This is a genomic window from Luteolibacter flavescens, from assembly GCF_025950085.1.
Taxonomy (GTDB): domain Bacteria; phylum Verrucomicrobiota; class Verrucomicrobiia; order Verrucomicrobiales; family Akkermansiaceae; genus Haloferula; species Haloferula flavescens.
The window spans coordinates 112,231-136,990 of the sequence record NZ_JAPDDS010000005.1 but is presented as its reverse complement, the minus strand read 5'-3'; the positions used below and the strand labels follow the sequence as shown (position 1 = coordinate 136,990).

Sequence of the window (24,760 nt, the reverse complement as noted above, 5' to 3'; positions counted from 1 at the left end):
CCCATGACCCCGCCCTTGGTCAGTGTCGTCATGATCAACTACAACGGCTTGCCCTGGCTGACCGGGGCGGTCGAGAGCGTGCTCGCGTCCGAGGAAGTCGCCTTCGAGCTGATCGTGGTGGACGATGGATCGAAGGACGACTCACGCGGCTATCTGGACGAGATGGTGCGGAAGGATGCGAGGGTGAGGAAGGTCTTCCTCCCGCAGAACCTCGGCATCAGCGGCGCGCGGAATGCGGGCATCGATGTGGCCCTCGGTGACTTCATCTCCATCATCGACTCGGACGACCGCTTCCTGCCGGACACGCTGAAGCGCCAGGTGGAGACCTTCCGCAAGCTGGCGGCGACGGAGCCGCGGCTCTCGCTGCTGATGTCCGATGCGTGGCTGATCAACGAGGCAGGCAACCGCGTGGGCCGCTACATTTCCCACGACTGGTGGGACCGCGAGACCACGGTGGACCCGCCGCTGTGGACGCTGCCGAGCACCTTCTTCTTCAAGCGCGAGGGTGCCGCGAGATTCCATCCGGGCTATCGCTCGGCGGACGGCCCCATCTTCGTGCGGCGCATGGAGAAGGTCGGCGCGCTGGGATTCACCGGCTACCCGCTGATCGAGTACCGGCTCCGCATGTCCTCGGTGACGAATGCCAGCGGGGACAAGATGCTGCGCGAGATGAATGCGGCCGAGCAGTCCTACCGGGACGGGCGTCTGGAAAACCCGCTCGATCCCGACGAGATCCCCGCACCACGTCCCCGCGATGTGGCGGCGTGGACGCACGGGCGGAATGCGAAGAACGCCGCGGCGAACGGCCGCAAGGTGCGCGCCGCCTGCGAATTCGCAAAGGCTGCGCTCGCCCAACCGGCGGGCACTTTCCAAAAAATGAAACGCGTGCTCCGGAGCTTCGGAAAGCGCATCGCCGGCTGAGCCATGTCCCCACCTCCTCCAGACCATGCCAACGCCGCGCCTGCGAAGACGCGGGCGGAGGAGGACCTGCAACTGCCCCTCTTGGCGCGGGGCCTGCGGATGCTGGACGGGTGGACGGTCACGGGGGTCTGGTGCCTTGCCGCATTCCTCATCGCCTGCATCGGCATCTTCAGTTGGATCTCGGGACCGGAGCTGAGCGGCTCGCTGCTCTATCTTATCCCGGTGATGCTGGTGGCGCACGTCGCGGGCTTCCGCTCCGGGGTCGCCGCCGCGCTGCTCGCGGCCTCCATCTGGCTGGCAGCGGACCTGGCGGCGAAGACGAGCCAGATCCATTCCTTCACGCCGTACTGGAACGTGCTGATGCGCTGCGGGACCTTCCTCGTCGCGGTCGGCCTGGTGACGGCCGCGCGCACGCTGAATGCGCAGCTTGAGGAGCGCGTGAAGGAACGCACCGCCGCGCTGGAGAAGCAGATGGCGGAGAACCGCGTGCTGGAAAAAAGCGTGCTGGAGATCAGCGACCGCGAGCAGATCCGCATCGGCCAAGACCTGCACGACAGCCTGTGCCAGCAGTTGGTGAGCGTCGCCTTCAGCACGAACATGCTACAGGCACGCCTGGAGGAAGACGGCGTGGAGGCGAACAAGGACGCCAGCCGCATCGCCGACATGATCGACGAGTCGATCAACCTGGCGCGCAACCTTGCCCGCGGACTCTACCCGGTGCGGCTGGAGACCGAGGGACTGGAGCTCGGGCTGCGCGAGCTGGCAGCGACGATGTGCCGGCGCTTCCAGGTTTTTTGCACAGTGGACTGCCCCAGCCCCATCCCGCCCTGCGATCCCACGGTGGGCATCCATTTCTACCGCATCGCCCAGGAAGCGGTGGTGAATGCCGCGAAGCACGCGAAGGCGATGCACATCCTGCTCTCGCTGTCCTCCACCGCGGGCATGGTGAACCTGACCATCGAGGACGATGGCGAGGGCCTCGCGGAGAGATCGAAGAAGCACGAGGGCATGGGCCTGCGGATCATGGCGTATCGCGCGCGCCTGATCGGGGCCGAATTCAGCATCTCAACACGCCTGCCGCGGGGAACCGTGGTGTCCTGCCAATTGGGAGAAGCCGCCTTCTCCGCCTGAAACCATGACGGACATACCCCAGGAAAAAACCCGCATCCTGCTCGTGGACGATCACCCGATGATCCGCGAGCGACTGGTGGAACTCATCGAACGCGAGGCCGACTTCGAGGTCTGCGGCGAGGCGGAGGACCGCCACGAAGCACTCGATCTGGTGGCCGCAGTCCATCCGCACCTCGCCATCGTCGATCTCACGCTGAAGTCCTCGCTCGGCATGGAGCTCATCAAGGACCTGCAGGCGCGCTACCCGGAGGTGAAGGTGCTGGTGGTCTCGATGCAGGACGAGATGATCTACGCCGAGCGCTGCATCCACGCGGGTGCGCGCGGCTACATCACGAAGCAGCAGGCGAGCCGCCACGTCATGAAGGCGATCCGGCACGTGCTCTCCGGCGGCATCTACCTGAGCGAAGCGATGACCCACCAGGTGCTGGAGCGCTCGATGAGGAAGAACTCGTCCGCCTCCCGCGAACCGCTGGAGATCGTCTCGAAGCTCGCCGACCGGGAGCTCCAGGTATTCGAGCTCGTGGGGAAGGGCCTGAGCACCCGCCAGATCGCCGACCTGCTTTTCCTGGATACCAAGACGATCGAGACCTACCGCTCACGGATCAAGGAGAAGCTCGGCCTGAAGGACGGCCCGGAGCTGCTCCAGCGGGCGATCGCCTGGGTCCACCGGAACACCGGATGAAGGGCGTTGCCTTACCCCTGTCAGGAAAATCCCTACCGCCGAATCAGGCCGCCACAATCTCGACATCAACACTTTACTGCGGAATCGTGACGAGGCTGAAACATGAAACCCAGCCCGTTTCGTTTAGTTGTTGCCAGTTTGCTCATCCCCGCCGGTAGCCTTCTCGCTATTCCGGGTGACGCTGATGACGATGGCCTCCGTGATGCCGTGGAAACCAATTCCGGCGTCTATGTTTCCCCACAAAACACCGGCACGAATCCGAATGTTGCGGACAGCGATGGCGACAGTATCCCGGACGGCCTGGAGCTGACACTGGGGACGAACCCGGTTGACGCCACCAGCAAGGTCAAGCGACCGAACATCATCCTCATCAACTGCGACGACCTCGGCTACGGGGACGTCGGCTGCTTCTGGCAAAACCAGCGCACCGGCACGCAGAAATTCGCGACTCCCGGGCTCGATGCCCTCGCGGCGGGTGGCGCGATGCTGACCCACCACTACGTGGGCGCGCCCGTGTGCTGCTCTTCCCGCGCCTCGCTCCTCCAGGGGCGGCATCAGGGGCACGCGGACATCCGCGACAACCAGTTCAACTACCCGCTGCCATCGAACCACTCGATCGGCACCGTGCTGAAGAAGGCAGGCTACCACACCGTCCACGTCGGCAAGGCGGGGATCGCCGGCACCATCTACAGGACTGAACCCAATACCAGGAACCTGCCCGCCCACCCGCTCATCCGGGGATTCGACAGCTTCCTCGGCTACTGGTCCCACTATCACGCCCACGAGCACTACCCGCGGAATGGCACGACCGACAAGGAAGCCAAGCTGGTGTATGAATACGGCCTGATCAGTGACGCCTACGTCGACCTCTACACCACCGACGTCTTCACCGCCTACGCGAAGAAGACGATCATCGAGGACACCCAGCAGACGCCGGACAGGCCCTTCTTCCTCTACCTCGCCTACGACGCCCCGCACTTCAAGAACCAGATCCCGCCGACCAAGGACTACCCGGCGGGCATGGGCCTGAACGGCGGCATCCAGTGGACCGGCGCCCCCTCCTACGCGAACACGGCCACGAACGACCCGGCGAAGGTGGACAACATCGCCAACCTCCACAGCTCGGTGAATCCGGCCTGGCCGGAAGTGCAGCGCCGCTACGTCTCGATGGTCCGCCGCATCGATGACTCGGTGACGGACATCGTCCAGACGCTCCGTGACCTGAATATCGACAACAACACGCTGATCGTCTTCACCTCCGACAACGGCCCGGCGGCCGAGGACGGGCAGGACCCCCGGTTCTTCAAGGGATTCGCGAACTTCGAAGGCATCAAGCGCGACCTGTGGGAAGGTGGCATCCGCACCCCGACGATCGCATGGTGGCCCGGTCGCATCCCGGCCACCAACCAGATCGCCGCTCCCCGCCAGATCTCGAATCCCTCCGGCCACTGGGACTGGCTGGCCACCTTCGCCGACTTCGCCTCGGCTCCCGCACCCTCCTACACGGACGGCATCTCGCTGGTCTCCCAGCTCACGCAAGCGCCCAACCCGAAGGAACACGACTACCTCTACTTCGAGTACAACTTGACGGGTGGCTCCACCGCGAACTGGACGGAATTCCCGAATCACCGCGGGGAAGCCACGGGACAGAGCCAGGCCGTGCGCATCGGGAACTTCATGGGAGTGCGGATGACCGTCAGCTCCGCCGCCACGCCCTTCAAGATCTACAACGTGGTGACCGACCCCGGCCAAGGCACGAACCTCGCCGCACAGATGCCCGAGATGCAGGCACGCATGCAGGCGATCGCCGTCTCCTCGCGGATCCCGCAGGCCCTCGCCCCCCGCCCCTATGACACGGCACCGATGCCCGCCGTGACCTTCCCGTCCGTGACGAATGGCGCGCACGTGAAAACTTACGAGGGCACCTGGTACTACCTGCCCGACTTCCGCAACCTCACCCCCACCCGCGAAGGCCGCAGCGGCACCATCACCCCCGCCGCCCTCTCCCGGACCACCGATGCGGGCGTGGCCTTCACCGCCTACCTCTCGGTGCCCACCACGGGGGCCTATACCTTCGCACTGGATTCCAACGACAGCAGCAGCCTGTGGGTCCACGACGCGAACGTGATCGACAATGACTTCCAGTGGACCGCATCGAAGACCTCGCAGCCGGTCTATCTGCAGGCGGGCCTTCACCCCATCCGCCTCTTCTACCGCCACCGCACCGGCACTCCCGTGCTGAACCTGCGCTACTCGGGCCCGGGCATCACCATGCAAGCGGTGCCGAATTCCGCGCTCTTCGTGGAAGGCCAGCCGCCGGAACTCCGCCCGGACGCCATCACCGCCCGCCTCGGCACGGAAGCCACCTACGACGTGCTCGCGAACGACACGAGCGCGGTGCCGCTCACGCTGCTCTCGACCGGCACCACGCTGCTGGGCACCACCGGCGTCGCGGGCAACCAGCTCAAGCTGACCCCGGGCAACGGCGTCCTCGGCTACGACGAATTCCCCTACGTGGCCACGAACGACAACTTCAGCCAGCACACCTCGCAGGTGGCGGCCACGGTGCTCTTCGACAACGAGATCTGGCTGCCCTTCGAGGAAGGTGCAGGCACCAGCGTGAACCGCGTGGGTGGCAGCACGGCGATCACCGGGACTCTCGCCGGATTCACGAATACCGCCGAGGCCTGGACCACGGGCCGCTTCCACAAGGCGCTGGCCTTTGACGGCATCGACGCCCGCGTGGACTTCCCCGGCATGGCGCTGCCGACGGGACAATCGCCGCGCACCTTCGCCTGCTGGGTGAAGACGGCATCAAGATCCACGCCGGAATTGCAGGCGCTCTTCAGCTACGGCTCGAATATCACCGGCGGACGCTTCCTCGTGCGGCTCGACAACCAGGCGAACGTGGCCTCCGACCAGCCGCTGAAGCTGGAGGTGGGCAATGGCACCGGCCACATCACCGGCACCACCCCGCTGAATGACGGACGCTGGCACCACGTGGCCGTGGTCGTGGACAACCACGACGGCAGCGAGGACGTGAATGTCCGCGAAACGAAGCTCTGGGTGGACGGACGGCTCGACCCCATCTCGTCCTCGGAGGGCCGCGTGCTCGCAACCGGCGCTTCACTGGTCCCCTGCATCGGCGGGTCGAATCACAACAGCGGCTACAACTTCAAGGGCAAGCTGGATGAAGTGCGCATCTTCGACCGTGCCCTGACCGATGCCGAGGTGCAGTCGCTCTACCAGAGCCGCCCCATCTTCCTGACCGTCCCGACGAACCCCACCGGGGACAGCGATGGCGACGGCATCCCCGACGAGGTGGAGGAAATCGCCGGAACCGACCCGAACGACATCAACTCAAGCCTCAAGCTGGACGAGTTCACCGTTTCCGCCGGGAATGTGCACCTCCAGTGGACCGGCAGGCCGGGCCGCGACTACCAGGTGGAGGAAAGCACCGATCTCCGCACGTGGCAGGCCATCCCCGGCCAGGGCCCCATCCGGATCCAGCCGCCTTCGCAGGGCGAGACAGCAGTGCCGGGACCGCTTTCCGTCGATCTCCCGCAGTCGGGCCCAGGCCCCCGCTTCTTCCGGCTCAAGGTGAGCCTGACGGGAGTCTCGTAAGAATCACGGCGCATTGCGCCGCCCACCTTCCCCCGGAGGACCCAAAACCTCCGCCCCGAGCACGCCGGAAGCCTTCCCCGCCGGCGTGCTTTTTCTATGACGATGATGACTTTCTCGATCATCACCCCGAGCTTCAACCAGGGGCGATTCCTCCCGCAGTGCATCGAAAGCGTCCTCTCCCAGGACGGCATCGACTTCGAGCACATCGTGACCGACGCGGGCTCGACCGATGAGACGCTGGACGTGCTGCGGCGCTACCCGCACCTCCAGTGGACCAGCGAGCCGGATGACGGCATGAGCGACGGGATCAACAAGGGCTTCCGCAAGGCCACCGGCGACTGGGTGATGTGGCTGAATTGCGACGACTACCTGCTGCCCGGCGCGCTGGCGAAAGTGAAAGCGCTCGCACTCGCGCATCCCGAGGCGGACGTGATCCACGGCGACTGCGTTTTCGTGAAGGAAGACGGCACGCCGATCCGCCGGAAGTACGACACGCCGGTGGACGAGTGGGATTTCCTCTTCGTGGGCTGCTGCATCCCCTCCACCGCCACCTTTTACAACCGACGCGTGCTGGAAGCGGGCGAGCTGCTCGATACCGGCTACCGGAATTGCATGGACTGGGAATACTACCTGCGTCTCACGCGGGCGGGATTCCGCTTCCGCTACGTGCCGGAGGCGCTGGCGGGATTCCGCTGGCATGAGGAGAGCACCACGCAGAAGCACTGGCAGCGGATGATCGAGGAAGGGCTGCGCGCCCAGCGGGAGCACATCGCCGCCCGCAAGCTGCCGTCATTCCTAGGCTCGCCGTCCTTGCTGAAGGGGCTGCGGAAGCTCTATCAGGTGCGGCGTGTGGCGAAGCGCTGGATGGCGCACCGCCGGCTTCACTGAAAATCCGCGGGGGCAAGGGAGCTCCCGTATTTCCCCGAAATCCGTTTCTCGTGCCGTCCGAGTCACCCAGCATCGTCGTCTTCGCCCAGGTCCCACCGCCGGAGCACGGGCAGAGCCGCATGGTGAAGCTCATGCTGGATGGCCTGCGCGAGGAGACACCGGAACTGGAGGTGCATCACGTGAATGCGCGCTTCTCCGATACGATGGAGGACATCGGCGGCACGAACTGGACGAAGTTCGCGCGCCTGGGAGACTTCATCACGCGCGCGCTCTACCTCTGGATGCGCCACCGCCCGCGGGTGCTCTACTACGTGCCCGGCCCGGTGCGGTGGAGCGCGGTGCTGCGGGACTGGCTGGTGCTCGGCTGCCTGCGGCCCTTTTACCATCAGGTCGCATTTCACTGGCACGCCATCGGACATGGCGAATGGGCGCACGGCTCGGATCGTCTGAAGCTGCCGGGGCCGAAGTGGCTGGACCGGATCGCCCGGCGGATCAGCGCGCGGGTGCTGGAGTCGCCCGCCCTGTCCATCGTCCTGACACCACATTCCACGAAGGACGCCGAGGTCATCGACTCGAAGTCCTCGGAGCTGATCTACAACGGGATTGAGGACCCGTGCGAGGCGACAGCGGAGAAGATCGCCGCCGAGCGCGAGGTGCGCACCCGTGAGCTGGTCGGCGAGTCGAGCCCGCGCTTCCGCGCGCTCTACATGTCGGTGGGCACGGTGGAGAAGGGCCTCTTCGACATGCTGGATGCGGTGGGGCTTTTCCTCGCCGCCGCGCCGCAGACCTGGGAAATGGACCTGACCATCGCAGGCGGCATCCTGCCGGCGTGCCGCACGTCCTTTGACGAGCGCCTGCAATCGCTGGAGCGGAATTTCCCGCAGCGCCTGACGGTGACGCAAAGGGGCTATGTGACGGGCGCCGAGAAGATCGACTGCCTCGCGAGCCACGACCTCTTCATCGCAGCGAGCCGCTGGGAAAGCTTCGGCCTCACGGTGGCTGAGGCGATGGCCTCCGGGCTCGCGGTCGTGGCCGCGGCATCGGACGGCGTGCAGGGCGTGCTGCCGGAGCGCTATCCATTCCTCGCCCCGGTCGCCGACGCGCCCGCTCTCTCCGACGCGCTCCGCAGGTGCTGTGACGCGCTCCTCGCCGGAGACGGGATGGAGATCCACCGGGAACTCCGCGGGACCTTCCTGAGCCGCTATGGCAGGAAGGACTTCTGCCGCTCGATCACCTCCACGCTGGAGTCCCTAGCGGAAGGCCCGGGCCACGTCCGCAAAGCTCCGTCGAAGCTCACCGTGCAGGTCTATCTGGCGGACCAGAATCCGAAGCTTGGACGAAGCCTCGGCATCTCCCGCATGACCGAGGTGCTGCTGAAGGAGCTGGCCGATCGCGGCGACCTGTGGCTGAAGGGCATCACCTCGCGCTCGTCCGTGCAGATGCCGGCGGGCACCGAGACCCTGATGGTGCCGTGGACCACGCGCGGGAAATTTTCCCGGGTGGTGACCGATCACCTGCATCCGCTGTGGCAGCAGGACCATCCGCCGGGTGTCTTCTATTTCCCGAAGGGCTTCCTCCCGCGGCTGCATGCCATGGCCACGCCGTCCGCGGTGACCATCCACGACACGATCATCCAGTACTACGCGGACCACTATCCCGAGTGGCGGACGGAGATGGAGTACCGCTACTGGGCGAACATGCTGAAGCACACGCTGCGGCACGCCGATGGCATCCTCACGATCTCGGAAGCGGCGCGCGAGCAGATCCTGGGATTCATGGAGCGCCACGGCATCCCCGCGAAGCCGGTGACCGTGACCTACGAGCCCTGCACCTACGAGGGCGTCCCACAGCCGGTCGCGCCGGAGAAGGAAAACTACGTCCTGCACCTCGGCTCGCGCGAGCCGCACAAGCGCACCGCCTGGCTGATCCGCCAGTGGGCCGAGGCATCGCGCACCCGCACCGACCTGCCGAAGCTGCACGTGGTGGGCAGGATGCCGGAAGAAGTGGTGGAGCTCGCGAAAACCTGCCCGCAGGTGGAGCGCCTGCCCTTCCTCGATGACGCGGAGCTGCAGCAGCAATTCGAGCGGGCGCGCGCGCTGATTTTCCCGTCGGAGATCGAGGGCTTCGGCCTGCCCGCGGTGGAGGCCTACTTCCTCGGCACGCCGGTCTGCTTCACGCTGGGCACCTCGATCGAGGAAGTGCTGGGCGATGCTGCAAGCCGCGGCGGCATCCGTCTCGACGAACCGGCCAGCCTCTTCAGCGCGCTGGACGAGGTGCTCGCGCTGCCACCGGAGCAAGTGCGCGCATGGGGCCTGGCACTGCGGGAAAGATACTCCGCGCGCGTCGTGGCGGACCACATGGTCACGGTCTTCCACGAGCTGGCCCGCACCCACCGACGATCATGATCCGAGCCATCCTCAGGGCCGCCGGCTTCGACCCGCGGCGCTTTCCCACCGCCGTGTCAGGCTGGCAGCGCTTCACGCGCGACCGCGAGCGCTATCGCGGCATGCCCGGAGCGGACGCGATCCCGCTGGGCGATGACTTGCCGATGCTGACGGAATTCGGCGAGTCCTCCGGTCACCTCGGCGCCTACTTCTTCCAGGACCTGCAAGTCGCAAAGTGGATTCTAACAGATCAGCCGCAGCGCCACGTGGATGTCGGCTCGCGGCTCGACGGCTTCATCGGCCACTTGGCCGTCTTCCGCGAGGTCGATGTGCTGGACATCCGCCCGCAGCCGGTGGCGGTGCCGAATGTGCGCTTCCACCAGGTGGACCTTTCCGCGGAGCTGCCGCCCGAGTGGATCGCCTGCACGGACTCGCTCTCCTGCCTGCACACCATCGAGCACTTCGGCCTCGGCCGCTACGGTGACGACATCGATCCGCTGGGGCACCTGAAGGGCCTCGAGCAACTCAAGCGCATGGTGAAGCCGGGCGGGCGCTTTTACCTCTCCACCCCCATCGGACCGGAGCGCGTGGAATTCAATGCCCACCGCATCTTCGCCGCCTCCACCGTGACCGGATGGTTCCGCGACGGCTGGCAGATCGAGCGCTTCGCCGTGGTGGACGACGCCACGCGCCTGCACCCGGAGGTCGATTGGCAGTCCGAAGCAGCGCGGAATCACCACGGCTGCCAGGCAGGCGTCGGCATCCTCTGCGCCATCCGCACATCCCCGTGAAAAGAAGATTCATCGACAGGCTGCACGACCGCCTCTGGCTGGAGTGGAGCTCGCGCAAGACCACGGACACCCTCGGCGAGTCCGGCCAAGCAGGACGCGAAGGCAGTGTCTCCGGCACCATGGCGTGGCCGGATGCCTGCGCCGTGCTCGCCCGCGGCGGCGGTACCAGCCGGGGCTTCCGCCGCGAGCGTGCGGTGCGCGAGGTGGTGGAAACGCTGGGCCCCAGCGATGGCCGCTACCATGCGCGGAGGATTCTAACAGCCGCTCCGGAACTGCTCCGCGATCCGCGCGTGCGCGCCGTGAACTCGTGGGGAGATCCGGTGCTGTGGCCCGCGCTGCTGCTGGGCACGCCCGCACCCTACAGCCCCACCACGCTGCGCTACCTCTCCCACGCGCTGTGGCTGCGCGATCACGGCCTGGTGAAGCAAGGCGGCACCATCGTGGAGATCGGCGTCGGCTACGGCGGGCTCGCCGCGATGAATGCCATCGTCTCCGGTGCCCGCACCACGCTCGCGGACCTGCCTCCGGTGACGGAGGCGGCCATGAAGATGCTGGGCGAAAACGGTCTCGCGGAATTTGCCACACCCGCCACCGACAGCGGACCCGACGGTGACTACTGCGTGATCTCGAACTACGCCTTCACCGAGCTGACCGGCGAGTTGCAGGACCACTACATCGGTCGCTATCTCCGGGCATCCACCTCGGGCATGATCGTCAGCAATGCGAATGTCTTCGCGCGCTCCATCGGTGGCCGTGACGACAATGCCCTCGTCGCGGCGCTGCACGCGGCAGGCATCCCCGCCAGGCTCGATCCCGCCAGCGACCTGCTCGGCCCGAGCGACCACCTCGGCGGCGTGACGCTCATCACGTGGACGAAACCCTCGTAAGCTGTGCAGCAGATGAAGGATGACGGGATCGACGCGACCGTGACGCGGCAGCGTGGCGGCTGGAAGTGGTGGCTGCTCGCGATACCCGCGATCCTGCTCTTCGCCATCGCGCTGCAGGTGTCCGGACAGGTGCGTGTCTTCGGCGCGTGGGGGCTGAATGTCCACACGCCCGACTTCGAGGATGCGCGCAGCATCACCTCCGCGATCGAGAGCGTGCGGGAAGGCATCGACCCCACCGTCGCGAATCCGCGCGACCCATGGGGACGCCCCTTCAACTACCCGCTCGTCTGGCTCGCGCTCGGGGAATTCGGCTTCGACCAATCCCGCACCGGTGAGCTGGCGCTCTGGCTCACGGCATCGCTCTTCCTCGGCTTCCTCGTTTTCCCCGGCAGGCGCACCGGGTGGTTCCCCGCGATCTGCCTGCTGCTGGTGATGATGTCGCCCGCGGTGATGATGGGGGTGAAGGCGGGAAATATCGACCAGTTCATGTTCTTCCTCGTGGCGCTGGGCATCGTGGGGATCTCGCACTCGCGCGGGGCGGCCCAGGTCGCCGGCGTCTCGGCCATTGTCGCGGCCTTCGTGCTGAAGATGTTCCCGGCCTTCGGGCTCGCGGCTATCCTCGGCTTCCGGAAGCGGCTGTGCCTGTGGCTCTGCGCCATCCTCGTGCTGGGCACGGGCATCTACGGGTGGACGCAGCTTGGCGAGCTCCAGCGGATCAAGAGCACCACGCCGGTCGGCATCGCCGCATCCTATGGCCGGGACGTGACCGCGCTGCGCGTGGCGGAGGAGCTGCCACACCTCGCGAATGCGGCCCGCATCGGCTCCCACGCGATGACCGCCGTGGGGATCGGCCTACTGGCCCTCGGCGCATTCACCGGGAAGCGTGAAGGCATCGGCGCGGATGCACGCGCCATCACCGCCTTCCGCGCCGGGGCGATGATCTACTGCGGGACCTTCCTGCTCGGCAGCAATTGGGACTACCGGCTGATGTTCCTCGCCTTCACGATCCCTCTGCTCGCGGCGATGTGCCGCCAGGCGTCTCCGGTGGTGAAGTGGTCATCCCTGCTGATGCTCGCCTGCATCCTCGCGTCCTGCTGGTCCATCGGGATCTGGGGCGTGCTGCGCGGCATCCCCCATGGCAGCCAGGCCAGCGTGGTGATCGACGAGGGCGCGAATTGGGCGGTCTTCCTCGGGCTGATGTTCCTCTTCGGCCGCACGCTTCCGGCATGGCTGGCGATTCCATCGCGAAAGGCGACACAAGGATGATCCGCGTCGTGATGCTCGGCCGCCTCGGCAACAACCTCTTCCAGTATGCGCTGGGGCGGGTGCTGTCGGAAAAGCATGGCGTGCCGCTGGTGATGGATGCGTCGTGGTTCAATGCCGAAGGCTGGGGCGAGGTGAAGTGCCTGCGCGACCTGCCCGGCCCGGCCTCGGGCAAGGCCCGCATCGTACGTCCGCTCACGTTGGCATCGCGCGCGCTGCGGAAGGCCACGGGAAAGCACCGCTGGCAATTGCGCGGCATCCCGGGATTCACGGAGCGGGACGATGACCATGCCTTCGACCCGCGCGTCTTCGATGTCCCCGCGGATGCGCTGCTCTTCGGCTACTTTCAGACGCCGCTCTACTTCTCCGGCATCGAGGCATCGCTGCGCGAGGAATTGAACACCCACGGCCTCGGGCTGGAGAAAGGCCGCGAGGAATTGGCGGAGAAACTTCGCGCGCCCGGCAGCGTGGCCGTGCATGTCCGCCGCGGCGACTATGCGGGGAATCCGCGGCTCGATATCTGCGGGCCGGACTACTATGCGGAGGCGATCCGCAGGATGCGCGCGGCGGTTCCCGGAGCGCGTTTCCACATCTTTTCCGATGACCCGGCGTGGTGCGCGGACCGCTTCCGCGGTGCGGACATGACCGTCGTGACCGCTCCCCCTTCCCAATCGCCGCTGGTGGATCTCCACCTGATGAGCCTCGCCGGGCACCATGTGATCGCGAACAGCAGCTACTCGTGGTGGGCCGCATGGCTGGGGAAGAAAGAAGGACAGCGCGTGATGATGCCGCACGAATGGCAGCGCGGCATCCACGCACCGATCGACGAAAAGCAATGCGACGGCTGGGAGATCGTGGATCCCTCCGGAAACGAAATGAAATGAGCGTGGAAACGAAGGATACATCACCCCGGCGCAAGCACACCTTGGTCTGCGCCTGCATCTGCGTGGCCGCGGTCCTCGCGTGGTTCTCGCCATGGTGGCTGGGCGGCAAGGTGCTCGCGCCGCTCGATGTGATGCACGAGATGATGCAGCCGTGGCGTGGCACCGATACCGAGGTGGCGGTGAAGAACCACTTCGTGGTCGATGCCGTGGACAACTACCTGACCTACCGCATCACCGCCGCGGACAGCTATCACCAGGAAGGCTGGCTCGGCTGGAGCACGCTAACCTACGGCGGCACGCACCAGTACGCCAATACCATGGCGCTCTACTACGACTGGACGATGCAGCTTCACCGGTGGTTCGACTTCTGGACCGCGTGGCACCTCGGGCTCATCGGCCAATTCCTGCTCGCGTCGCTGGGCATGCTGCTTTTCCTGCGGGGGCGGAATATCGGGCCGCTGTGGTCCACCTGCGGCGCGCTGGCCTACGCGGCGAACACGCAATTCATCATCTGGATCTACCATCGCTGGGCACTGAGCGCCTTTTGCTGGGTGCCATGGATCTTGTGGGCCGTCGATTGCTACAAGCGCGGGCGCAAGCCGATGTGGGCGCTTGTCCCCGCCTTCATCGCCATGGGCTTCCTCGGTGGCTCGTTGCAGCACTCGGCATTCGTCGCGCTGGTGGTGGCGGCGCTGTGGGGCGAGGAAGCGATCAAGGCGGGCCGGTCGTGGGCTCGGCAGGCCCAGGTGCTGGGCCGCTACGTCGCGTGGGGCGTGCTGGGCACGGGCATGGCCGCCATGCTGCTGCTGCCGGCCATCGCCGCGTATCGCGAGAGCAGCGCGCTCGGCCTGCACTCGACGGCAAACATGGGGCTGTATCCGAAGGGCATGCTCCAGCCGGTGCTGAATCTCATCGCGTATGCCGCGCAGGTCTTCCCCTCGGTGGTGGGCCGTCCGAGCACGATGGACGCGCTGAAGGTGCTGAAGAGCGAACTCTTCTTCGTGGCGTATTTCGGCTCGCTGCCGGTGCTGATCGCCTTCCTCGCGTGCTTCCGCAAGAACGTGCCGCCGCTCGCGAGGCTGCTCATCCTGATCGGCCTGCTGCTCCCGCTGACGCCGATGGTGAAGTATCTCTACCAGCGCATGCTGCTGGTGTGGATCGTCGGCGGCATCTTCGCCTTCGCGGATTTCATGCAGCGCTCCGGCCCGACGACGCGGCTGCGGATCGCAAAGCTGGCAGGTATTGGCGCGGGTGCCGTGGTGGTCCTGTGGACGCTCGCCAGCATCGGCCTCGCGATGAAGCGCGGGCAGGTGACGGAGATGCTGCACGGGAAATTCCTCAACGACGGTGGCGGCGGGGCCTTCGGGCTCTTCAAGCCATGGATGCAGGGACGGCTGGATGGCTTCGTGAATGACTGCCTGATCTGGAGCCCGCAGCAGCTCGTGCCGCTTGCGCTGCTCTTCATCTCGCTCGGCGGGCTGGCCCTAACAGCCAGCATCTCCGACAAGCGCCGCCTCGCGGGATCGGGCATCGTGGCGGTGGCCATGCTCGCGGAGCTGATGGTCTTCAGCAGCCGCTGGGTGACGTGGTCGGACCTGGCGAAGTATCCGCTCTTCCCCGTGACGCCGGAGGCCGCGGCGCTCCAGCAGCACGTGAAGAAGGACGACCGCATCTTCACCTCGATCAAGTCGCTGGAGACGCACATGGCGGAGACGCCCTTCGTGCCGAACACGCTCACGGCCTACGGCATCGCGACCATCGGCGGCTTCGACAGCATCGCGAAGGATGGCATGCTCTCGCCCGCCACGCTGAAGGCGGACCCGCGCACGCTGGGACGCGCGGGCGTGACCCACATCGTCACCGCACCCGGCAATGCCCCGCAGGAGCCCGCGTGGGAGAAGGTGTGGTCGAGCGACGTGATGGAGCTCTACCGCAATCACGACGCGGTGCCGCGCTACATGGGCTTCACCAGTGACGGCGCGAAGGATGCATTTCTCGGTAACGAAGAGGCGTCGAATGGCATGGCGCTGCGGGAAACGCTGGGCCGCGAAAACATGCGCTCCATCGAGGTCCCGGCGGGCACGCGCTGGATCCGCATCGCGGAGAACGAGGGCAGCGGATGGAAATATCGCGTGGCCGGCTCCACCGAAGCCTGGCACCCGGTGCTGCGCGCGCCGGATGCGAGCATGCTGCTGCCGCTGGACCATCTGCCGACCGGCCAACCGACGACGGTGGTGATGGAGTATGATCCACCGCTGCGCCGCACGGGCTTCATCATTTCCGCAGCGGCGCTGGTGCTGACGCTGGCGGGTGCCGTGATCGCGAGCATGGCACGCATCCGCACGCGCAGCCTTGGCACGGCGTGAGCCCCGGCATTCAATCCCCGCGCCCCGTGGACTTCACCATCGTCACGCCCAGCCTGAACTACGGTCGCTTCCTCGGCGATTGCCTGGCCAGCGTGGCCGCGCAGGAAGGTGTGACCGTGGAGCACCTGGTCCATGACGGCGGCTCGACGGACGACAGCGCCGCGGTGGCGGCACGCCATCCGCACGCCCGGTGGGTGCAGGCGCAGGACAACGGGATGTCGCAGGCGATCAACCGTGGCTTCGACGCGGCGCAGGGCGAGTGGGTCATGTGGCTGAATGCCGACGACCGCCTGAAGCCCGGGGCGCTGGCCGCGATGCTGGAGCACCTGCGCGCAAGTACGATGGACATCGTATATGGCGACTTCGATTTCACGGATGAAGCGGGCACGCACCTGCGCACGGTGCGGCTGCCTGGGTGGTCGCCCTTCGTCCACGTGCACCACCATTGCTACATCGGCTCGACGGCGGCCTTCTACCGGCGCTCGTCGGTCATCGCGGCGGGGTATCGCCTGCGCGAGGACTTCCGCTACGTGATGGATGGCGAGTACTACGCACGCCTGCACGCGGCGGGCCTGAGCTTCGGCCACGTGCCGGTGACGGTGGCGGACTTCCGCCTGCACGGCGGGAATGCCTCGATGCGCCACCTCGGCAAGTCGCGCGACCTGGAAGTGATCCTCCGCGCGGAACGCCAGCACGTGGAATCCCGCGCGATCCGCCGCGCGTACGGCATCACACTCTTCGACGACCCCTATCTGAACGGCCTCGCGGATGGCGTGCTGTGGATCGCGGCGCGCGGCTGGAAGATGGCGATGCGAACCCTGGGAAAATGACTCCTTCCTCCCCGACTCCCCGCGTGGCGGCGGTCTTCGCCTGCTACAACCGCCGCGAGACCGCGGTGGAATGCGCGCGCCGCCTGAGGGCGCAGACGCGTCCGCTCGACCGGCTGATCGTGGCGGACAATGCCTCGACCGATGGCTCGGCAGAAGCCTTGAAGGCGCTCGGCTGGGACGCGCTGGAGGTGCTGGATATCGGCGACAATCTCGGCAATGCCGGCGGCGTGCTCGCGGCGATGGAGCACGCGTATGCCGAGGGCATGGATGCGGTGTGGATCCTCGACGATGACTCGTGGCCGCGACCGGATGCGCTGGAGGAAATGCTGCGCACGCCGTGGCGCGACGACGTGGTGATCCATCCTTTGCAAGAGGACCCCAAGACGGGCCGCTTCACCTGGCCGCTGCAGATCCTGGCCCACGATGGCACGCCCTCGCTGATCTACACGCGCGATGAAATGCCCGCGCAGCCGCTGGTCCGCAGCCGCGGTGTGTGGACCGGCGCGATGGTGCCGAAGAAGGTGCGAGACGGCGCGGGCCCGGTGCTCGGCGAACTCTTCATCCGCGGCGAGGACGAGGAATATCCGTGGCGGATCGAGAAGGCGGGCTACGCCACCTATGCGGTGCCTGCCGCGGTGATGGATCACCCCGGCCCGGCGGATCTGGTGGAGTGGCGCTTCCTCGGCAAGCGGCTCTTCCTCGAGCGCGGGCTGGCCGACTGGAAGCTGCACTACAAGGTGCGGAACATGGTTTGGCTGAAGCGCCGGCAGGCCGGTGCCGCGGGCGCGCTCGCGATGGCGCTGGCCTACGCGCTGTGCGTGGCCAAGGTCGATGGGCCGAAGCGGCTGCCGCTGGTGTGGCGGGCCTTCCTCGATGGCTGGCAGGCGAGGCTAGGCAGGCTGGGCGGTTGAGCTGTTAGAAGCATTCTTTCCTCGCGACTGCCACCAGCGGGTGATGCGGGCGTGCACGATGAGGGCGGCGGCGACTCCCATCGCATCGTAGGTCAGGTCGAGGCAGTCCGAGCCATCGAAGCCGTAGCCGAAGAGGTACTGCGATCCCTCGATGGCAGCGGCGAGCAGCGCGGCGAAGACAAAGCTCTTCCACCTGCCGACCATGAAGGCGAGCAGGATGGTCGGCCCGAAGAACATCAGCATATGGAAGAGCGGGCGTGCGGCTTCGATGCGGTTCTTGATCTGAAGCAGGATGTTTCCCTTGATCGTCGATTGATCGATGGCCTGGGGAACGGGCGGCGCGACGGGTTTTTCGGGCTCCGGAGCGGCGGGTGCCGGTGACACCGGCGGAGCTGCCGGAGGAGGCGCGACCGGCACATCGGGTGCAGGCACGGGAGTGGGAGCCGGGGCCGGAGGTGTCGCGGCAGGAGGCTGCGGTGGCGGTGGTTCCGGCGTGGGGACCGGAGCCGGAGGTGGAGATTCGGGTGGCGGCAGGGCTTTGACCACAGGCTCGCCGACCTGTAGCGGCGGGCCGAGCGGACGGACGAGTGGCCAAGGGCCGGGCACCGCCAGCTCGGCGATGCAGGCGACCCACAGCGCCCCGGCCAGGAGGGGACGGATGAGGCCGGAGGCATGCCCTGCTTTCGCGAACGCCACCGCCCATGCGAACCAGACGATGGGCAGCACCCAGCGGCCCGCACGCCACCACGCGGTCTCGCGGACCACATCGATGTGGCAGTAGTCGAGGTGGAAGGTGCCGCCGCGGCCGAGGTGCTCCACCCGCAGGATGGGAGCGGCGAGCCCGGCGGGAGAGGGAGCGACGACACTGGGCACCGTGATCACGAGATCGTGCCGGGTGGAGGAAATGTATTGGGGCAGCAGCGGCCCACCCTCGACCTGCCACATCATCATCAGCCGCCCGTCCGACCATACCTGCCCGCCGGGCTCCAGAGCCACCGGGCGGATGGAAAAGCCCATCATGAGGAACCTGACCGGCCCGCCATGAGGCAGCGGGATCATCTGGATGCCGAGGTCGGTCGGGGTGCTAGCGGTGAGGACGAGCCCGCCCTTGCCCGCCGGGCCATCGTCGCGCTTCGCATGGGGCGAGAGGACGAAATCGTCACCGAGGTCCTCCAGCGACCAGCGCGGGTAGGCAGGATCGATCTCGAAGCGATGCTGCCACGTCAGCCACGTCCCGCCGAGCAGCAGGAGAAAGGACAGCGTGAGGAGGGGCAGGATCGCGCGGCGCACGCCGGAGAGGACAACAGCCCGGGCCGCCCCGTGCGAACCCTTTCCGGCACGACGGCTCGACATCCCTGAAATGCGGCTCCTACGCTGTCCGTGCCTCAGCTTTCCCGCCCAGCGACCCGACCCATGCAAGCTCTCTCCGGCATCTTCCTCTCCCTCTCGCTCGTCTTGGCCGTGGTCCTCGGTGGCCAGACCATCGACTACACCTGGGGCCCGGCACTGGTGGCGCTCGCGCTGGCCATGGCCACCGGCGGCGTGCAGGCATGGCGGTTGGGCAAGCAGCCGCGCTCCGCGTGGTTCGCCTTCGCGCTCATCCTCATCGCCAGCGGGTGGTTCCTGTGGCGCTGCTGGGGCAGCCCGGTGAGCGAGTATGGCCGGTCGGACGCGCTGCTCGTCTCCGGTGCGCTGCTCTGCTGCGTGTGGGCGTGGATGATGCCCGCACGGGGGACGGCGGTCCGTCTCATGATGGCGACGCTGGCGCTGCTCGGCGTGGTGAATCTGGGGATCTGCCTGGTGCAGGCGGGCGATCCGGCGTTCGCGTGGCCTTTCGCAGGTCGCCCGGTGCTCTATCCGTCCGGGCTCTTCGGCCACTACAATCACCTCGCGGACTTCGCGCAGGTCTCCTCGCTGCTCCTCGCCGCCCGGGCGATCTGGGGGCAGGACCACATCGCGGAGCGGGTCTTCCACGCGCTCGGCGTGGTGGCATCGGTCGTCTGCGTGGTGATGTCGCACTCGCGTGGCGGGGCGGTGAGCCTCGGGGCGGGGATCGCGGTGCTCTTCCTCTGCTGGGGCATCCTCGCATGGCGGGACAAGAAGCGGAACCGCGGCGTGGTCACCGCCATCGCGGTCATCGTCCCGCTCGTCATCGCCCTGCTTTCCCCGCTGATCTTCTCGAAGCTTCAGGAGCGGCGCGGTGCAAGGGACAGCTCGGTGGCCGGGGCGGCGGACGACCGCTTCCGCCTGACCATGGCCAGCTTCGCGATCAAGATCTCCACCACCGAGTCCGTCCTGACCGGCAGCGGCAGCCGCAGCTTTGGCTGGAAAAAGAACTCCGCCTCCGATCCCGAGCAGGACAAGTACTGGGACCGCTACAATGACGACTACGTCCACAACGAGCTGCTGCAGGCCGCGGTGGACTACGGCTGGGGCGGTGCGCTGCTGGTGGTGGGTGCAGTGATGGTCACGGGCCTCGCGGGCGTGGCCGGACTGGCGGGTCGCGATGAGGCGGACGCCGCCACCGGGTCCTCGCTGGATGCGCTGGCCTGCGGCGGTCTGGCGGCGATGGCGGGCACGCTGCTTCACTCGAATTTCAGCTTCGTCACGCACACGCTGCCCGGCGCGATGTATCTCGGGCTGGCATTCGGCTTCGCCCTGCCGAAGCGCGACCGCCGCGAGCTGCCGGAGATGATCGGGCCGGTGCGCTTCGCCCCCTGCCTGCTGGTCCTGCCGGTGGCCGCCGTGCTGGCCATCGCCGGGTGGCAGGGCAGCATGGCCTACCGCACGCTGTGGCCCGCGCTCTTTGGGAAGGAAATGCTTTCAGTGACGGCCCCGGGGCTGGCCGTGGCCGACATCCAGCGCGCCATGCAGCAGTGGCCGGGCTCCGAGCTGGCGGGAAGAGCCGGCCACATCTCCACCACCGTCGCCGCGCTTGAGGAGCTGCCCGCGTCCGAAAAGAAGGAATGGCTCACGAACGCCGCAGACCTCTACGCCACCGCCGCGAAGCTGAATCCCTATGACCCGGAGTGGCCGGTGAACCGCGCCTCGGCGCTCTCACTGCTCGGGCGGAATGCCGAGGCGGAGCGGGAATTCGAGCGAGCCATCGAGAGGCAAGGCGGAGCCGAGCGGAATTTCCGCGCCCGCTACCACTTCGCCACCCACCTCTACCGCCGCTGGTATGACGCGTGGACGAAGGAGCGCCGTGCCGGAGAAGCGCTCGGCCAATTCATCCGCGCCCGCGACCTGCTGAAAGAATCCGGCAACCAAGGAGGCTTCAGCCGCATCGAGAAAGACGCCAAGGAGCTAACGACGGGCCTCGATGAGACCATCCGCTTCCTGGAAGGAGCCCAGGTCAAGCCGGAGCCGGTCAAAGGGGACTGAGGCCCGGCGAGGCGACCCTCAACCGGGGGTCTGCGTGCTCTGGATCTTCGACCAGTCGATGTTCTTCTCGGCGAGCTGGCCGAGGAGATCGCGCACCTTCTGGTCCGCTTCGTCGAAGCTCAGCAGGTCCGGGTTCGGCGTGCCGTGCTCGCCATTGAACCACATCGAGACGGAGACGTAGGCCCACTTCTGCGCCTCGCCTTTCAGCAGGCGGTCCTGGATGTCGAGGAGCGTGCGCTTCGTGTGGTTCTCGGTGATCCGGCCGCTCCCGACGAAGAAGTAGTAGGTGACCGTCTCCCGCGAGATGACGGACTTCCCGGTCTCGTCGATGGGGATCGCCTGCTTCGAGAGCAGGCGGCGGGCCGGGACCTCGTGGCCATTCGGCACCGACACCATGGCGGTGGACGAGCTGTAGATATTGTGCCCTTGGGCCGGCATGCAGCGCTCCGGGCGGTGGATCGAGTTCGCCAGGTCGATGCCCGACATCACGATGGACATGTCGGCGCGGTCCTGCGGGCCGGTGTCGAAGAACGAGTCCGTGCGGGACCGGAGACAGGCAGCCTTTGAGAAAAGGGTATCCTTCGCGAGAGTCTTCTGCTCGGCCACGGACGCCTCGTAGCCGTGGGTCTCCCAGAGTCCGAGTTGCTTGGGGATATTCCGCGACAGGGCGGACTCGGCGGTCTTGAAGTCCGGCAGCAGGAAGACCGCGGACAATCCGGCGACGAGGCAGCCGAGCAGGACGAGTTCACGTTTCATCGGGCTTCAAGGGCCTCCCCTCCCTGTTGGCTGACCACCGTTTTCCGGACGGCCACCTTCTTCGGCCGCTTCCACGGCAGGCCGCCCTCGAGGACGGAGTGGACGCCGAGCAGCATGACCAGCGAGATGGGGTAGAAAAGGAGCAGGCCTGCCCAGTCGTGCCAGGTGCCCGCGGCGAACTTGTAGTCGCCATACTCGGACAGGACGAAGATCGAGGTGAGCCGCATCATGTTCCCGATGATGGCGAGGGGCAGGGCCGAAAAGCAGAGGATGGCCTTCTTCCACAGCGAGATGGGTGCGAGATAGGCCCACACGGTGGAAATCAGGATGAGCGCCATGAGCGAGCGGATGCCGCTGCAACCGTCGTCGATCTCCAGCGCGGACCACTTCTCCGAGACGGAGTGGATCTGGGTGCCGCGCACCACGGTCTCGATGCCGAAGAGATTCGAGCCCCACTGCGCGAGCTTGGTCGAGAGGATCTGGAGGTGGGTGGTCGCCTGCTGGAACTCCGGCACCGGGATGGCCAGCCAGAGGATGAAGAAAGGGAAAAACAGCTTCCAGCCAACCCGCCAGCCCCACAGGAAGAGCGAGCCGCCCCACAGTATCATCGGGAGGCCGCCCACCGTCAGGCGCGGCTGGCCGCTGCGCTGGCCGGCGAGGTAGAAGAGACAGCCGAGCAGCAGGACGAGCAGTCCGATCCAGTGGCCCTGGCCCGCGACCTCGCGCAGCTTTTTCCACTGCGAGGCGATCAGGCCGATCATGATCACGGGGACGAGGTAGCCGTGCTCGTAGTCATTCTCGGAATTCCACGTGGACTCCCACCATGCGGCCGTGGAAATGCCGCCCCAGCCGCTGGCAGGGACGAAGCAGTAGAAGACCACCACCACGGCCAGACAGGCGAGGCAGATGGCAAGGGAACCCCTCGGGATAGGCCCGGGCTTCGCGAGTCCGCGGTCCGCGGAGCTGTCTTGGGTTTCCCCGTGCATCGCCGGGAGAATTCCCATTTCGCCCCGACCTGTCAACGCCCCGGTCGGCGCGGGATCTAACCGCGTTTCCAGCGCCACACCGGTCCGTCGTCGGGCAGCTCGACCTCGCCCTCGCAGGTGAATCCGGCGTGCTCGCAGATCCGGCTGGAGGCGTCCTTTTCCGGCGCGGTGTGGGCGACGAGCGTGGCTCCCGAGCCCGTATTTTCAGCGACTTCCACCAGCATGCGGGCCATCCGGGTGCCGTGGCCGCGGCGCTCGTAGCGGGGGAAAGTGAACCACGCGAGCTCCACCTCGCCGCTCTCGTCCGGCGGCCCCTTGAAAGCACAGGTGCCGACCACCTCCCGGCCCTCCGTGAGCGCGAGATAGCCGCACCAGGGCGGCACGGTCCCCTGGGCGAGGGTGCTCTCGATCACTTCCATCATGATTCCAGAGACTGCCTCGTAGTTCTTGCAGTCGAATTCCAACTCTCGGGTGATTGGCAGGAGGGTCATACTTCTAAGACTAGTGTAAGAACTCGCGGGATGGCAAAAGTTACTTTGCTTGCCGCCGGATGACAGAGACGCGACAAGGGCCGGGCCCCGCGATGACCGATCTCCTTACCGCCGGACGCCCGGCGCTCTATCTCGCCCCGATGCAGGATGTGACGGACCTTCCTTTCCTGAAGGTGATCCATCCCTACGGCGGCGCGGACATTTACGTCACGGAGTACTTCCGCGTGCACAATGACTCGCGGCCGAGCGCGTGGATCCTGCGGTCGATCGACGAAAACCCGACGGGCAGGCCGATCTTCGCCCAGATGATCGGCCAGGACATCGAGGCGCTGGTGCGCACGGCGAAGCGCCTGCTGGAGCACCCGGTGGCGGGCATCGACCTGAATCTCGGCTGCCCCGCACCGGTGGTGTGCAAGAAGGAGGCCGGCGGGGGCCTGCTGCGGAACTTGCCAAAGGTGGACAGCATCCTGGGCGCGCTGCGGGATGCCATCCCCACGCGCTTCACCGTGAAGACACGGATCGGCTATCATCATCACGATGAATTCCCCCAACTCCTGGAGATCTTCCGCAAGCACGCCATCGACGTGCTGGCCATCCACGGGCGCACGGTGGAGGAGCGCTACTCGACGCCGGTTCACCCGGACTGCGTGAAGATGGCCGTGGAGACGCTCCCCTGCCCCGTGATCGCGAATGGCAACGTGGTGGATGTCCCCACCGGCCTGGCCTACCGGGAGAAATCGCAGGCCGCCGGGCTGATGATCGGGCGCGGGGCGATCCGGAATCCGTGGCTCTTTTCCCAACTCCGCTCCGCCTTCGCCGGGGAGACGGTGTCGCACCCGGGCTGCCGGGACATGCTGGAGTACGTCGGGCGGCTCTATGATGAACTCGCGGCGCACACGGAGACCTTTGACCCCGTGGGGCATGTGCAACGGATGAAGAAGACGATGGTCTTCGTCACGCAGGGGCATGATGCGGATTTCGAATTCCGCGTGCGCCGGGCGAAGACACCTGAGGACTTTCACTCCGCATGCCGGGATCACCTGGACCGCGACGCCCCGGTCCCCGCCGCCCCGCAGGAAGGCTCCAGAGTGTTTTGTGGCTTCAGCGAATTGCTGGCGGAGTGAGGGCGGAGCCTCGTGAGGGCCAAAGGCCCGACCATCCCTCAGCCCCGGCCATCGGCCGGGGTCAGGCAATCCTGGCCGAGTCGGCGGCCTGAAGGGCCGCGATATGGGGCCGGCCGGTTTTCCAAGAAAACGATCCCAAACCTTCCCCGCATTGGCGCGCGAATCTGCACGTCGCGCGCGGGCATCGTCGCCTTCCCATAGGCGGGCCAGTCACGTATCGCGTCCCTTCAGGCCGCCACGCTTCACGGACGTTTTTCCCGGGCCGATGGCCCGGGCTGAGGAATGGCCGGGCCGTTGGCCCTCAAGGCAGTCGGCAGCCCGCGGCATTTCCAACAGTGCGACTACCGCAAGGCTTCGCTCGATACGCCGCGTGGACCTTTCGAAACCGTCGGATATTGATTCATTTTTAGTACATCAATCACTCATCAACCAGAAGCGAACCACACTCCAAAGAATT

Annotated in this window: 19 protein-coding genes; 15 read left to right on the top strand and 4 right to left on the bottom strand. The window is 66.6% G+C overall.

Translation table 11 applies throughout. The features are described 5' to 3' along the window. Positions 1-3 precede the first annotated feature (3 nt). The 13 genes from OKA04_RS10510 (at position 4) to OKA04_RS10450 (ending at position 17,562) form a co-directional block, all read left to right on the top strand. Positions 4-921: a glycosyltransferase family 2 protein gene (locus tag OKA04_RS10510; RefSeq protein WP_264501114.1), complete on the top strand. Its 918-nt coding sequence runs from the start codon at positions 4-6 to the stop codon at positions 919-921. Between the two features lie 3 nt (positions 922-924). Then, positions 925-2,052 (top strand): ATP-binding protein, encoded by a 1,128-nt coding sequence (locus tag OKA04_RS10505; RefSeq protein ID WP_264501113.1) that lies wholly within the window; start codon positions 925-927, stop codon positions 2,050-2,052. Positions 2,053-2,056: 4 nt separating this feature from the next. Beyond that, on the top strand, positions 2,057-2,734 hold the full coding sequence (locus OKA04_RS10500) for a response regulator transcription factor (protein ID WP_264501112.1): 678 nt from the start codon (positions 2,057-2,059) through the stop codon (positions 2,732-2,734). Between the two features lie 207 nt (positions 2,735-2,941). Beyond that, positions 2,942-6,358, top strand: coding sequence for a sulfatase-like hydrolase/transferase (locus OKA04_RS10495; protein WP_264501111.1), 3,417 nt, complete (start codon positions 2,942-2,944; stop codon positions 6,356-6,358). Positions 6,359-6,460: 102 nt separating this feature from the next. Continuing rightward, positions 6,461-7,246, top strand: coding sequence for a glycosyltransferase family 2 protein (locus OKA04_RS10490; protein WP_264501110.1), 786 nt, complete (start codon positions 6,461-6,463; stop codon positions 7,244-7,246). Positions 7,247-7,296: 50 nt separating this feature from the next. Continuing rightward, the gene (locus OKA04_RS10485) at positions 7,297-9,651 is read left to right on the top strand and encodes a glycosyltransferase (RefSeq protein WP_264501109.1); all 2,355 of its coding nucleotides are present in this window, start codon (positions 7,297-7,299) and stop codon (positions 9,649-9,651) included. After that, entirely contained in the window at positions 9,648-10,421 is a 774-nt protein-coding gene (locus tag OKA04_RS10480) for a DUF268 domain-containing protein (protein WP_264501108.1), read from the top strand. Before OKA04_RS10485 ends, OKA04_RS10480 begins: the two co-directional genes overlap by 4 nt. Next, on the top strand, positions 10,418-11,308 hold the full coding sequence (locus OKA04_RS10475; RefSeq protein WP_264501107.1) for a class I SAM-dependent methyltransferase: 891 nt from the start codon (positions 10,418-10,420) through the stop codon (positions 11,306-11,308). The genes OKA04_RS10480 and OKA04_RS10475 overlap by 4 nt, the downstream gene beginning before the upstream one ends. A 12-nt stretch (positions 11,309-11,320) precedes the next feature. Continuing rightward, the gene (locus OKA04_RS10470) at positions 11,321-12,574 is read left to right on the top strand and encodes a hypothetical protein (protein ID WP_264501106.1); all 1,254 of its coding nucleotides are present in this window, start codon (positions 11,321-11,323) and stop codon (positions 12,572-12,574) included. Then, positions 12,535-13,455, top strand: a complete 921-nt coding sequence (locus tag OKA04_RS10465; protein ID WP_264501105.1) for an alpha-1,2-fucosyltransferase — start codon at positions 12,535-12,537, stop codon at positions 13,453-13,455. The genes OKA04_RS10470 and OKA04_RS10465 overlap by 40 nt, the downstream gene beginning before the upstream one ends. Further along, positions 13,452-15,821 (top strand): glycosyltransferase family protein, encoded by a 2,370-nt coding sequence (locus tag OKA04_RS10460; RefSeq protein ID WP_264501104.1) that lies wholly within the window; start codon positions 13,452-13,454, stop codon positions 15,819-15,821. The genes OKA04_RS10465 and OKA04_RS10460 overlap by 4 nt, the downstream gene beginning before the upstream one ends. Continuing rightward, positions 15,818-16,651, top strand: a complete 834-nt coding sequence (locus OKA04_RS10455; RefSeq protein ID WP_264501103.1) for a glycosyltransferase family 2 protein — start codon at positions 15,818-15,820, stop codon at positions 16,649-16,651. Before OKA04_RS10460 ends, OKA04_RS10455 begins: the two co-directional genes overlap by 4 nt. Further along, positions 16,648-17,562, top strand: a complete 915-nt coding sequence (locus OKA04_RS10450; protein WP_264501102.1) for a glycosyltransferase — start codon at positions 16,648-16,650, stop codon at positions 17,560-17,562. Before OKA04_RS10455 ends, OKA04_RS10450 begins: the two co-directional genes overlap by 4 nt. On the opposite strand, the gene OKA04_RS10445 is transcribed toward OKA04_RS10450, so the two are convergent. Continuing rightward, the gene (locus OKA04_RS10445; protein WP_264501101.1) at positions 17,542-18,915 is read right to left on the bottom strand and encodes a hypothetical protein; all 1,374 of its coding nucleotides are present in this window, start codon (positions 18,913-18,915) and stop codon (positions 17,542-17,544) included. The two genes, OKA04_RS10450 and OKA04_RS10445, sit on opposite strands and share 21 nt — an antisense overlap. Positions 18,916-18,975: 60 nt before the next feature. Between OKA04_RS10445 and OKA04_RS10440 the strand changes: the two genes are divergently transcribed. Beyond that, complete coding sequence (locus tag OKA04_RS10440) at positions 18,976-20,946, top strand: O-antigen ligase family protein (RefSeq protein ID WP_264501100.1); 1,971 nt, start codon at positions 18,976-18,978, stop codon at positions 20,944-20,946. An 18-nt stretch (positions 20,947-20,964) separates the two neighbouring features. Here the strand turns inward: OKA04_RS10440 and OKA04_RS10435 are convergent, their stop codons facing one another. From OKA04_RS10435 to OKA04_RS10425, 3 genes are read right to left on the bottom strand one after another with little or no spacing between them, the layout of a single operon-like run. After that, a complete protein-coding gene (locus OKA04_RS10435) occupies positions 20,965-21,702 on the bottom strand; it encodes an exosortase-associated EpsI family protein (RefSeq protein WP_264501099.1) in 738 nt (245 codons plus the stop codon). Then, entirely contained in the window at positions 21,699-22,688 is a 990-nt protein-coding gene (locus OKA04_RS10430) for an exosortase/archaeosortase family protein (RefSeq protein ID WP_264501098.1), read from the bottom strand. The genes OKA04_RS10435 and OKA04_RS10430 overlap by 4 nt, the downstream gene beginning before the upstream one ends. Positions 22,689-22,744: 56 nt before the next feature. Next, positions 22,745-23,179 (bottom strand): GNAT family N-acetyltransferase, encoded by a 435-nt coding sequence (locus tag OKA04_RS10425; RefSeq protein ID WP_264501097.1) that lies wholly within the window; start codon positions 23,177-23,179, stop codon positions 22,745-22,747. Positions 23,180-23,271: 92 nt separating this feature from the next. On the opposite strand from OKA04_RS10425, the gene OKA04_RS10420 reads away from it, so the two are divergent. Beyond that, entirely contained in the window at positions 23,272-24,303 is a 1,032-nt protein-coding gene (locus OKA04_RS10420; RefSeq protein ID WP_264501096.1) for a tRNA dihydrouridine synthase, read from the top strand. The last annotated feature ends 457 nt before the right edge of the window (positions 24,304-24,760 follow it).